The following is a 12,476-nucleotide window of genomic DNA, read 5'->3' as shown; positions in this document are numbered from 1 at the left end:
CTTTTCAGGGCTGCAAACGCAAAGCCCCGACAAAGTCGGGGCGTGTGAACTGACGCTCAGTCTGGAATAACCACCTGATTATCCTCGAATAAAATTCGATCCTCCGGCGACGGATTTGCCGCGATGGGAGGCAGATTTGCAGCGGTTAACGGGTTGGCAATTGAGCCTCTGGGCACCGTACGCACCACCTGGCTCGGCGGCAGTGGCTGGCGCTCGGTGAGGTTTGCCCAAACCAGATCCAAGGCCTGGAAGTAGTAGTGGTGCAGGGGAACGTAACGATCGGCGATGCCCGGAAAGCCATTCAGTACATCCAGGTGATGGGCGTTAAGGATTTCGTAGTATCGCAGGTTACTTTTTTTGCCCTCAGCCCACTGGTTCAGGCCGAAATAAGAGCGCGAGGTATGGTTAATGGGAAGAATCGCATCGGCTCTGCCGGTCACAAATACCGTTGGCTTGCGGCGCAGGTTGCCGTTGGCGCGCACCTCTGAAATACCGATGGAAAGTGCTTCTGACACACGGGCAGCATCCCCCTCCAAAGGTACACCGGTCACAGGATCCCGGCCCTCCACCAGACCTCTCAGGCACAGTAGGGCTTCCAGGCCATAGTCGAACTGACCGGAACTGGGCGAGACACTGGCCGCCAGATTAGTCGGCTGGCCGGCCGCGCCATCATAGACCAGATTGACGCCAGCACTGGGCGGGATGCCGTTACTGGCAGAGAACAACGCCGCTTCGGTGGCGGGCGCCAGTGGCGTCACGCCGCCAGTCGGCCCGGTGGCGGCAAAGCTCAGGTTACAGACCCTGTCCTCAACGCCGGCCCGGGCGTAGGCGTTGGCATAGGTCGTCGAGATACTCTGAGCCACAGCCAGCCCGAAGTGAATCGGCGCCAGCAGATTCTGCTCGGGCTGTATGGCGAAGTCTTCATTCAGGATACGCAGCGCCTCCGTTGCCCATTCGTCCAGATTGGCCCCGGCCACCAGTCCGTTATGCGCCAATGCCTGGCAAATATTCGCGCCAATGAAAGACGGATTGAAGACAGCATTAAATGGCGCCACATCGCGGACTGCCGGGGCCTGGTTGGCACAGCCCTGGTAAACCGCCAGCGCGGTGGAGTAATCCAGCAGGCTGCGGCTGTGATTGTCGATGACCGGCCCATCACCCTGGCGAATGGTGAAACTGGTATTCACCTCAGGATTCACGTTTGGCTCCGACACCGCCACGCCGTCAATCCAGCCCTGATCATCCAGTTCTGCCGCCCGTACCGAGGCGCCGCCACCGTTCGACACACTGGATGCGATCACCAGGGTATTGACTGGTTTGATGGTTTTCAGGGTATGGCCATTGGGCAGCTCACGACCGAACTGTTCGTTCAACACGTAGAAGCCAAACTCGATGGACTGTAATACATGTCGTCCCCAGTCTGCCTCCGGATTCATTCGCGAGTGGGCGTGTTTCCACGCCAGGCGATTCGGCCAGAGGGCATTGAAATCGGCGCGCTCCGAGTCCGACAGATCTGTCCGGAACTGAACCTGCTCGTCGGCCGTGGTCAGGGTGCCGTCCAACCGCTGGGCGGCATCGGTTTCAAGGTTATGGGAACCAGTGCCCGTACCTTTGTCGGTATAGGCCACCGCGCAGCCCTTTTTCAGCCCCCATTCACCGGCCGTGCCGATGGCGCCGTATATACCCCGGGAACCGGACGAGGGTGCCGTCACCATGCACGGCTTTTCAGGGTTGAACGTATCTGGCACCTGCACCATAACCGTTACAGGCACATCGCTCCCGGGCACCGTCATAAAGGCCCGGTACTCGTTCCCCGGAATCCGGCCGTCACCCTCGGCATCCACCATCGGGCCGAAAAACACCCCATAGCCGCCGCCAGGCACGGTATCCACCAGTGCTCGGTAGTTGTTGTAAATAGCAAGACGCCGTAGCTCGTCCGAGGTTGGAAACGCTGGATCGGTAAACGCCGGCGCCGGCCCTGCCAGTCCGGATGCGCCGAGGCCAGCGGTGAGCAAATCGTCGGTCACGCCGTCGTAGTAGGCCTGGGATACCTCACCAGCAACGAATTCAGGCTGAGCGTTGAAGGGCGAATAAGGCGCACCGTACGCGTAGGGGAAGAAGGCATTGGCGCCGACGAAGGCACCGAGTATGAGCTTGTTCATGATCAATCCTTTTTCATTGTTTTTGTTCAAAACTGCCGGGCACATCCGGAGCCCGAACGACACACTCCCGTGCCATGCGCATCCTGTGCCAATCAGACAAGACACTGTTTTGAATAGTCATTTTCTGATCAGCGGCGACAGAACCCCACGGGTAATTCCGGAATTCCGGACATTCAGTTTAGTCGGAAGCGCAGAGGAAGTTTTAATTTCGAGGGCTGGGGGCACAATGTCCTAACATCCGGACACTGTCTGGAATACGCGACACTGCGGGAAGAGCAGGCGCTGGACATCGGCACTTTCAGGGGCTGGCAGATACCAGCCCCTTATCAAAGCCGCAGGAAGGGCAACAGGCTGATACCGGCGATCACCGCGATAGCAACCACGGCCGCCAGGGCCCGTATCGGATGGCGGCGAATCATCGTCCAGACTCCGCCTACCTCGCCGGTGGCAAGTCCTTTTTCGTAGGCTTGCCGCTGGGTCTGCAGGCGCTGACGCTGATACTCATCAAGCAGCTGGCGGGCGCGCTCCGCCTCATCGTCATCGTGCACCCAGAAGCCCCCCATACTGATGCCCCAGAAGCTGGGAGGCGTTTCGTAGTAGTTCACCTCGTGCTCTTCGAACAGGGCGCGGATTTCATCCGCCTCGTCATCAAGCACATGGCGCAGATTCATCAGGTGGTGGGGCATGTCACACTCTGTGTTGGGTTCGGGATGGGTGCTTATTCGGCAGTGCAATAGCCGATATTCTAACATCAAAGGATGACGTACCGATTTCACTGCCGGGATACTGCATGACCGACGCACCATTGCGCCTGCTACTGGAGTTCGATGCCCTCAGCCAACGGGACCACAACCAGCCACCCGCATTCCTGCACCGGCGGGATCGTAAATTTGCCCTGACCTGTGAGCAAGAGGGGCACACCCCGGACGCCCGCCGCTGGTTGGACCACATGGCGCGGCTAAGTGGCCCGGGGGCATCCCCTGCTTCTGCCGACAAGACCCTGCGACTCTGGCGCCGGACCAATGCGGGTTTCATTCTGGCAGGGGGGGTCTTCGGCATTCTGACCATGCTCGGCCTGCTGTTCTACGATGGTGGCCAGCGCATCAACATTACCGCCTTTCTGGCCTTTGTCTTACTGCAGCTGCTACTGGCACTGTTTACCACCGTTCAGTCGATCGTGGGCTGGCAGCCCTGGCGCTGGCTGACCAGGCGCCTGAACCGGGGTAATGCCAGCGACACCGTACACCGGATCCAGCCCGCACTGATGGCAAGGGCCTCGCATCTGGGCGGGCTCAGTTTTGCCGTCACCGGACTGCTGACCTTGCTGATGATGGTGGTGGTGCAGGATCTGGCCTTTGGCTGGAGCACCACACTCAATACCGCAGCCGACAGCTACCATCGGATGTTGCAGACGGTATCCACACCCTGGGGCTGGCTATGGCCGGCGGCAGTGCCCGACCTGTCGCTGGTGGAAGCAACCCGGTTTTTCCGGGCCGGGAACCCGGATAGTGCCCTGAATCCGGCGCAGTGGGGCCAGTGGTGGCCCTTCGTGGTGGCACTCTGGGGATTCTGGGTTCTGCTGCCGAGGCTATTGCTGAGCCTTTTGTCCGGGCAAATCATCCGAAGCAAGGCGCGACGGCTGCTTGCGGCCCACCCCGGTATGAATGCGCTCCTGTACCGCATGGAAACCCCCACCATCGATACCGGCAACGAACACAACGACGCGGCAGACATGCCGGACACCCAGACTCCTACCGGCCTGTCACCGTTGCCGGAAAGTTCCCTGCTGCTGGCCTGGGCCGGGGCCGGTGATCCCGAACTGCCGCAATCGCTGACCGGGCCAGACACCCGAATCTTCAGAGCCGGCGGCCGGGCGAGCCTGGCCGAGGATCACGCCGCCATTGCCGGGATCGGCGAACGGCTGGCAGACCAGCCTGGTGCCACGGTGCTGGTGGTGACCCACTGCTGGGAACCACCCACCGGCGAGCTGCAGGATTTTCTGGAAACCGCCCTCGACAACTGGCCGCAACACACACCGGTCCATCTGGTCCCCCTCGCCCCAAACCCGAACCAGCCACCCGATGATAACCAGCTCAGGCAATGGTTGCGGTTTGCCCATCGGGCCGATGGAGAGGCGGTCGGAGTGAGCATCCTGCCGGGCACGCCCCGGGATGCCTTCATTGAACAGGAGGGCACGCGATGAGCCAGCCGCCCGTGTTTGCCGTGGTCGGCCACCCGAACAAAGGTAAGTCCAGCGTGGTCGCCACGCTGTCTCAGAACGATGCCATCGCCATTGCCATGGAGCCCGGCACCACCCGCAAGCGCCAGTCCTATCCGATGACCGTCGACGGCCGCACGCTGTACGTTCTGGTGGACACGCCCGGCTTTCAGCGCCCCCGTCGGGTGCTGGAATGGCTGGAAGCCCACAGTGTGTCGGCCTCGGACCGGGCAGAAACGGTCAAAGCGTTCGTCACCCAGCACCAGGGCGATGGGCGCTTTACCGACGAATGCGAGTTACTGACGCCGCTGATCGATGGCGCCGGAATCATTTATGTGGTCGATGGATCGGTACCCTACAGTGCCGAGCACGAAGCGGAGATGACCATCCTGCGCTGGACGGGCCGGCCAAGCCTGGCGCTGATCAACAGCATTGGCAGCGAGGATTACAGCGATACCTGGCAGTCCGCACTGGGCCAGTTTTTTCAGGTTGTCCGCAAGTTCGATGCCGTGCGCGCACCGTTCGAACAGCATTTGAGTCTATTACGGGCCTTTGGCCAGCTCGAACCGGACTGGGAACAGCCGCTGGAAGAAGCGACCGGTTTTTTGTCCGACCATCGGCGGAAATGCCGGAGTCAGTCCGCAGGCCTCGTCGCCAGGGCGCTCGAAGAAATGATGACCTATCGGGAAAAACGGACCCTCACCTCGGCCCAGGCCTCGGGAATGAGCGACGAACAGCTGGCCGAACAATTGCGGGAGCGCTGGTATCGCCACCAACGCCAACGTGAACAGACCCTGCGCATGGACATCGAGCACCTCTATCACCATCAGCGCATCCAGCGACAGGAAGCGGAGCTGGCCTGGCACAATGAGCACGACCTGTTCTCCGAGGACAGCCGCAGCACTTGGGCCGTAAGCAGGCGTTACCTGGCAACGGCTGGCTTCGGCGCAGGGGCGGTCAGCGGGGCAGGTATCGATGCGATGACCCTGGGGTATTCCCTGGGGGCCGGTGCTCTGGTGGGCGGACTTATCGGGGCAGCGGGCACTTACTTTTACGGCGACCGGCTGATGCTGCCGGCCCTGAACATCGGCGTGCTTAAGGACGGTTTCAAGACGGCCACCTTCGGACCGGTCCAGGATAGCCAGTTTGGTTACGTGATCCTTGGGCGTGCGGTTGATCACTGGTGGCACATCAGCCATCGCAACCACGCCGGGCGAGACCTGCTGGATCTGGAACCGGCGGATCACCACTGGCTTGAAAGCCTGGACAAGTCGTCCCGGCGGGCCATCCAGCTGGCCTTCGACAAATGCCGGAAACAACAGTCGATGGACGAGCGTCAGCAACAGAATTTCATCGCCGCCGTGGAGCAAAGCATGGTCACCTACGACGATTGGCGGTTGAATCGCCCCTGAGAGAGATGTTTATACTAAAGAGCTTTTCCAACCATAACCGGGGAACGCCTATGAAAATTGTACGAGTTCAAGACATCATCGGTACCGAGCGCGAAGTGACAGGCCCAGGCTGGACCAGCCGCCGCATGCTGCTGAAAAAGGACGGCATGGGGTTCTCTTTTCACGAAACCATCATCCCGGCCGGTGCTGAACTGAACCTGTGGTACAAGCACCACCTGGAAGCGGTGTACTGCGTTGCCGGTAACGGCTCGATCACCGATAAAGCCACGGGGGAGACCCACGAAATCACAGATGGGACCCTGTACGCTCTGGACAAGCACGACCAGCACACCCTGCGCGGCGGCACCGAAGACATGCGCCTGATCTGTGCCTTCAACCCGCCGGTCACCGGACGCGAAGTGCATGACGAAGACGGAGCCTATCTGCCAGATACCGGCGAAGACTGATTTGGTCTCTGGTGGCTGACCTAACAGCCGCACACACACCGCCACCGCCAGCGCGCCTGCTGCCGGTGGCGGTTCTGCTTTGGCTGGCCGGACTCTACCTGCGTGTACCGATTCTCGTTGCGCCCCCCCTGGCGCCGTTCATCAGTGACGAACTGGCGCTGTCCCAGGCGCTGACCGGCGCCCTGACCACCCTGCCCATCCTGATGCTCGCCGTAGGTGCCATGCCCGGCTCCCTGGCCATCAGCCGGCTGGGCCCCCGCAGCACTCTGGCACTGGCCATGGCCGTTATGGCACTGGGCTCGTCCGCCCGGGCGCTGGCAACGGACGCCAGCAGTATGATGGTGGCCAGCGCATTCATGGGACTGGGTGTGGCAATGATGCAGCCGGCGTTACCGGCCCTGTTACCGCGCTGGCTGGAGGCCCATCACCTGGCCCTGGGCACCGCCATCTACATGAACGGCATGCTGATGGGCGAGTTTATAGGCGCAGGCCTGACCCTGCCTGTGCTGATGCCACTGTTCGATCAGAGCTGGCGCGCCACACTGCTGGCCTGGTCGTTGCCGGCGCTACTCGTGGCCGGGGCCTTGTATCTGCCACGCCGGGGCACCACCGACCTGGTTACACGGGGCAATTGGCTGCCCGACTGGCGCAACCCCCTGACCCTGCAGATTGGCCTGGTACTGGGTATGTCCGGCTCGGTGTTTTTCGGGCTGAACGCCTACATGAGCAACCTGCTGGCCCAGCAGAACAGGCTGGACCTGCTCCCCGATGCCCTGTTCTGGTACAACGCCGCCCAGGTGGCCGCCTCCCTGGTCATGCTGAAAATGGCCCGGCGCTGGATGGGCCAGAAAGGAATCATCATTACCTGCGCGTTTCTGTGCCTTCTGGGAACCGCCGGCAGCCTGCTGCTGAAAGGCTGGGCTTTTATCGCCTGCGTCACCCTGGCCAGCTTCATTGCCGGCCTCCTGCTGATTCTTCTGATCGCTCTGCCACCCCTGGTGGCCCGGGCCGGCGAAACCGGCCGCCTTTCCGCGGGCAATTTCCTGGTGGGCTACACTGTGGCCTTCTCGGTCCCCATGGCCGGCGGGCTGCTGGCCGATGCAACCGGCGATGCCCGGCACGCGGTGCTGGTGATGCTGGGATATGGCCTGCTGGCCCTGCCTCTGACCCTGGTGCTCAACCTTCAGGCTCGCCGCTGATCACAAGGCCAGTCAGACCGCCGTGGGCAAGAACCTGCCCGGATCCGTGGGTCCATCCGGGTCGCGGGGCTCATGCTTCTGTTGGAGATAACTGAGGATGGCCTGCTGCAGGTCCCGGCCTTGCGCCAGCCCCTGGTTACCAAACAAGCGATTGAACTCCAGTACGTAGGGATAACCGGCAACCAGCGCGATATCAAAGCCGGCGTGATCCACTTCCAGCAGGCGCGCCAGCCGCAGCGCCAGGGCTGTCACCACCTCCGGCACCGGGGTGTCATCAATACGCCCACCCCGGGAGAGGTTGTTATAGAACCCCTGGTCGGACTGGACCCGCCAGTAGGCTGTCAGGACCTGGTCTCCAATCACCACGACCCGGGCATCCCGGTCGATGGGCAGGTATTCCTGAACATAGAGTACCGGGGTGCTCTCACAGTAACGTTGCCAGTCCTGCCGGGATTCGATCAGCCACACACCCTCGCCCATACTGGCCTTGGGTAGCTTGGCAACAAACGGCAACGACATGGTGTCCCAGATCATCTCCCGTTCCCGGGGCCCATTGGGCTCGATCAGGGTGAAGGGCGTGTGCTCGGGAGCAACACACTGGAACGCGCGGGTCATTTCTACCTTGTCGTGACCGATTCGATAGCTGGCAATACTCGGAAAGACCCGGCACTTGAGACCATGAACCAAGGCATTGAGTTGCCAGTATTCCGGAAACAGAACCCAGTCGGCGTCCTGCAGCAAAGGTTTGTGACGAAGGAAGTGCTCTGGCTTGAGCACGGTGGTGTCGGGAAAACCCAGGGTTCGGAAAACGTCAAATGAAACGAGCCGCATGGAGACGCACACATCAGCCAAAGTTAGCGCGGATTTTATCCGGAACCGGGAATCTGGCAAGCGTTTTCAATCACCACCCGGGCCCTGCATCAAGCCACCCGACCACTGCTAGGCTTCAGGTATCCGCTGACCTCACAAGGAGCGGCCCGTGAACCGGCCCAGACACTACCCGAACGAACTGATCGACACCCTCCGCAGCGATCAGACCTCCGGCGCTTCGCAGTTGGCAATGAAGGGACTGGAAGGGCTGAGGCGCTGGCTGGAACGGAATAATGTCTCGGCCCGAGAGCTGGAAACGGCACTGGACGACTTGCAGAACGCGCGACCCAGCATGGTGCCCATGGCCAACGCCATCACCCGCTGTCGAAGCCGGTTCGGTCACTGGCCGGATGCCGGCAACGTCTCCGCCCATGCCGCGTCGGTGGTGACCAGGGTCCTGTCTGAGCTGGCCGAAGCCACTGAGCAGGTAGCTCGCCACGGCGCCGACCTGGTACCGGCAGAAGCCACGGTCCTGACCCACAGTCGCAGCTCCCAGGTTCTGGCGTTATTCCGCCACCTCGTGGCCTGTCAGCGCCCGTTTTCGGTGATCTGTACCCAGAGCAGCCCGGGAAACGAGGGCTTTACCCTGACAAAGGAACTCGATCAGCTGGGAGTGGAGGTGACACTGATTACCGACGCCCAGCTGGGCCTGTTTGTGCCCGAGGCCAGCCTGGCGGTGGTCGGTTGCGATACCTGGCTGGCCGACCACCACTTCGTGAACAAAAGCGGTACCTATCTGTTAACACTGCTGGCCAGAGATGTGGGCATACCCTGCTGGGTTCTGGCCGATACCTTTAAAGACAGCCCGGATACCCGCGAGTCGATCACCCTTGAGGAATTATCGCCGGATGAAATCCGCGGCCCCAAGGGCGAACACATTCGGGTTCGCAACGTCTACTTTGAAACCGTGCCGGAAAGGCTGATCACCGGTCGGGTAAGCGAGCAGGGCGTTTCTTGGTTCCCTGCTGGGCTGGCGCGGTAAACGGGTCTTCTGGCCACGGATGTTTGGGGTAGCGGCCCCGCATGTCCTTGCGCACCTCCGGGTAGGCATTGCGCCAGAAGCTGGCGAGATCGGAGGTCACCGCAAGGGGACGCTGGGCAGGCGATAGCAGATGGATGACCACCGGTACCTGACCACCGGCCACCCTGGGCGTTTCGGTCCAACCAAACAGTGCCTGCAGTTTGGCAGCCAGGACCGGGCCATGGTCGGGGGTGTAGTCAAGGTTCACTTTCTGGCCTGTGGGAATGGTCAACGCTGGCGGGGCCAGTTCATGAAGCGCTTGCTGTTGGGGATAAGCCAGCACACCGGTTAAAGCCTGCGAGAGGTTGAGCTTCCCTACATCCGACCACTTCTGCATACCTGCCAGATAAGGGCCCAACCAGTCCTCAAGGGTATCCAGTAATGCCCGATCGCTGGCATCTGGCCATTGGTCCGGATAACACTGGCTCAACAACCGAACGCGGGCTACCCACTGCCGGGCCTCCGGGGTCCAGGGCAGGCTGGCCAGCCCCTTGCGACGCACGGCATCCAGCAGCCCCTGCTGGACCTGTTCCGGATCGAGCCGGGTCAGCATTTTTTCAGACAGGATCAATTTGCCAAGCCGGCGAACATAACGTGCCACCACGGTACCGCGTTGTTCGTCCCAGCCGGCGTCTTCCCCTTCCTGGATGTGAGATGCCAGATCCCGCTCAACATCCACGAGCTGGACGGGTGCCGCCAGATAGATCTTCGCTTCCCGGGCCTGTCCATCCAGATCCGCGGCCACCAACCACTCTTCCCGGGCCAGGGGATCGTCCTCTGGCAACATAGCACCCCGGCCATTGCTTAGCTGATAGCGGGGCGCGGAGCCGGAACGCCGGCGACCGATTCGGTCCGGATAGGCGAGGGCAAGAAGCCGACCGATGTCGGTGTCCGAGACATCACGATGGTTGTCGGAGGAATCGACAGAGGCTTTCCCGGCCAGTCGCCTGGCCGCTTGACGAACCGCCTTCAAATGGGCTGGATCTGACCGCGTATGCCCCTGCTCGCCGCGAAGCAGACGGACTCTCAGGTAAAGATCGGCACCGGCTCCCGGCCCCGCGAGATCCCTCTCTTCCAGCAAGGCCGCCAATTCGGTCGCCAGGTTACCAAGACCCAGTCGGCCGCCATGTATCACCATATGGGCCAGACGAGGATGAATACCCAGTCCTCTGGCCGTCTTGCCGTGGTCGGTGATCGCCCCGTCTGCGTCCAGCAAGTCCAGCCACTGCAACAGTTCCACCGCCTGGTGCCAGTGGGCCGGGGGCGGCGCATCAATCCAGGTCATCTGGTCGGGCGAACGGGCACCCCACTGGGCCAGTTCCAGCACCAATGGGGCCAGATCCGCTTGCTGGATTTCCGGGGGCGTGAAGTCCGCCAGTCCGAAGTGCTCGGATTCGCTCCACAGCCGGTAACACACACCCGGCTCTATCCGGCCAGCCCGCCCCTTGCGCTGCTCCGCCGATGCCCTGGATACCCGCCCGGTCACCAGCCGGGTCATGCCACTGTTGGGATCAAACACCGCACGACGCTGCTGGCCGGCATCGATCACCACCCGAACGCCGTCAATGGTCAGGCTGGTCTCGGCAATCGCCGTAGCCAGCACCACTTTCCGGGTGCCGGGGGAAGCCGGTGCGATGGCCTGATCCTGTTCTTCGGCTTTCAGGTTACCGTACAGAGGTGCCAGTAAGACGCCCTCAGGTAACCGACCCCGGAGTTGTTGTTCCACCCGTCGGATTTCGCCGGCACCGGGGAGAAACACCAGTAGGGATCCGTCCTGTTCGGTCAAGGCTTCGTGCACCGTCGCCACCACCTGATCCACCACGCGTGCCTGACGCGGTAACGGCCGGTACAACACCTTGACGGGAAACGCCCGTCCTTCACTGGTCAGCACAGGCACATCGCCCAGCACCCTGGCAATGGGGGCCGTATCCAGCGTTGCCGACATCACCAGCACCCGCAGGTCCTCACGCAGGGCTTGCTGGGATTCCCGCACCAGCGCCAGACCAAGGTCGGCCTGCAGGGAGCGTTCGTGGAATTCATCGAACAGGACCGCGGCGTAATCCTCCAGCATCGGGTCTTCCTGGATGAGGCGAGTCAGGATGCCCTCGGTCACCACTTCAATGCGGGTAGCGCTGGTGACCCGGGTATCCAGCCGGGTTCTGTAGCCCACGGTCTGCCCCGGCGACTCCCCCAGCAAAGACGCCATGAAACGGGCCGCCGAGCGGGCGGCGAGCCGTCGGGGCTCGAGCATCAGAATCCGGCCATCGCCACGCCAGGGAGCATCGAGCAGGGCGAGGGGAACACGGGTGGTTTTACCCGCACCTGGCGGAGCCTGCAGCAAGGCGGTGCTGGTCTGCTCAAGGGTGGCGGTCAGGTCGGGAAGAATCTGCTCTATGGGAAGCACGGCGGCCGGCACGAGGTTCGGTTGGTTCAGGCCCGCACAGGGCCGCGAATGGAGGCGAGTCTAACCGGCTCAGCTGCTTGCGCCAAGCCGGTTATCCCGGGCCCATTCGTAGATGCGTTCGAAGGCTTCTACCAGGGCTTCCGGACGGTGTGGAGGCTGGATGACCGCTGCCAGCTGTCCCTCCGGGTTCAGCAGCGCCAGGTGGCCACTGTGGTCAACCAGCAAGTCGCCATCGACCTCCCGGTGGACGAATACCGCGCTGAGACTCTTGGCAAGGGAACGGAGGGTGTCGACGTCACCAGTCAGGCCATGGAAGTTGGGGCCAAAGAAGTCGGTGTAGGCTTTGAGTTTTTCGGGGGTATCGTGCTCCGGGTCGGCACTGACCAGCAGGTAGTCCGGCTGAGGCAGCTCTTTCGATAACAGCTGGTTGGTCCGGCGCAGGTTGGCCATGGCAGCCGGGCAGATATCCGGGCAGTTGGTGTAGCCCACGAAGGCAAAGGTCCAGCGCCCCCTCAGGCTCTCCCGGGTCACGGTTTCACCCTGTTCATTGAGCAGGGTGAACTCCACGAGATCACGGGGCTGGTCGTACACGTAGGTGTTCAGCTCCGCCAGCACCGGGGCTGGTTCGGGCTCCTGCCCCCCGACCAGAAATACCTGTCTGCCGACTGCCATGCCAAAGACCAGGACAACCAGGAGCAGCAAAGCAAACAACGTCAGGCGGATCGAGCGGTTCATCAGGGCCCC

At 62.0% G+C, this 12,476-nt stretch carries 10 protein-coding genes; 5 read left to right on the top strand and 5 right to left on the bottom strand.

Features of this window, described 5'->3' with window-relative positions:
* Positions 1-56: 56 nt before the first annotated feature.
* Positions 57-2,162, bottom strand: a complete 2,106-nt coding sequence (locus K8I84_RS12635) for a D-(-)-3-hydroxybutyrate oligomer hydrolase (protein ID WP_223795133.1) — start codon at positions 2,160-2,162, stop codon at positions 57-59.
* 326 nt (positions 2,163-2,488) lie between these two features.
* The gene (locus K8I84_RS12630) at positions 2,489-2,848 is read right to left on the bottom strand and encodes a DUF6164 family protein (RefSeq protein WP_223795132.1); all 360 of its coding nucleotides are present in this window, start codon (positions 2,846-2,848) and stop codon (positions 2,489-2,491) included.
* A gap of 104 nt (positions 2,849-2,952) precedes the next feature.
* On the opposite strand from K8I84_RS12630, the gene K8I84_RS12625 reads away from it, so the two are divergent.
* Genes K8I84_RS12625 through K8I84_RS12610 form a run of 4 tightly spaced genes read left to right on the top strand, consistent with a single transcriptional unit; the run spans position 2,953 to position 7,437 of the window.
* Positions 2,953-4,365 (top strand): DUF2868 domain-containing protein, encoded by a 1,413-nt coding sequence (locus tag K8I84_RS12625; protein ID WP_223795131.1) that lies wholly within the window; start codon positions 2,953-2,955, stop codon positions 4,363-4,365.
* A complete protein-coding gene (locus K8I84_RS12620; protein WP_223795130.1) occupies positions 4,362-5,792 on the top strand; it encodes a GTPase/DUF3482 domain-containing protein in 1,431 nt (476 codons plus the stop codon). Before K8I84_RS12625 ends, K8I84_RS12620 begins: the two co-directional genes overlap by 4 nt.
* A gap of 50 nt (positions 5,793-5,842) precedes the next feature.
* Complete coding sequence (locus K8I84_RS12615; protein ID WP_206644867.1) at positions 5,843-6,238, top strand: ectoine synthase; 396 nt, start codon at positions 5,843-5,845, stop codon at positions 6,236-6,238.
* An 11-nt stretch (positions 6,239-6,249) separates the two neighbouring features.
* A complete protein-coding gene (locus K8I84_RS12610; RefSeq protein ID WP_223795129.1) occupies positions 6,250-7,437 on the top strand; it encodes a CynX/NimT family MFS transporter in 1,188 nt (395 codons plus the stop codon).
* Positions 7,438-7,449: 12 nt separating this feature from the next.
* On the opposite strand, the gene K8I84_RS12605 is transcribed toward K8I84_RS12610, so the two are convergent.
* Entirely contained in the window at positions 7,450-8,268 is an 819-nt protein-coding gene (locus tag K8I84_RS12605; protein ID WP_223795128.1) for a RimK family alpha-L-glutamate ligase, read from the bottom strand.
* A gap of 148 nt (positions 8,269-8,416) precedes the next feature.
* On the opposite strand from K8I84_RS12605, the gene K8I84_RS12600 reads away from it, so the two are divergent.
* Positions 8,417-9,289, top strand: a complete 873-nt coding sequence (locus K8I84_RS12600; protein WP_223795127.1) for a translation initiation factor eIF-2B — start codon at positions 8,417-8,419, stop codon at positions 9,287-9,289.
* Here K8I84_RS12600 and hrpB read toward each other — a convergent pair.
* Complete coding sequence (gene hrpB, locus K8I84_RS12595; protein ID WP_223795126.1) at positions 9,231-11,732, bottom strand: ATP-dependent helicase HrpB; 2,502 nt, start codon at positions 11,730-11,732, stop codon at positions 9,231-9,233. The two genes, K8I84_RS12600 and hrpB, sit on opposite strands and share 59 nt — an antisense overlap.
* Positions 11,733-11,801: 69 nt before the next feature.
* Positions 11,802-12,467, bottom strand: coding sequence for an SCO family protein (locus K8I84_RS12590; RefSeq protein WP_223795125.1), 666 nt, complete (start codon positions 12,465-12,467; stop codon positions 11,802-11,804).
* Positions 12,468-12,476 lie beyond the last annotated feature (9 nt).

This window comes from Marinobacter sp. F4216 (genome assembly GCF_019931195.1).
GTDB classification, from domain to species: Bacteria; Pseudomonadota; Gammaproteobacteria; order Pseudomonadales; family Oleiphilaceae; genus Marinobacter; species Marinobacter suaedae.
This window is presented reverse-complemented; position numbering and strand designations above follow the sequence as displayed.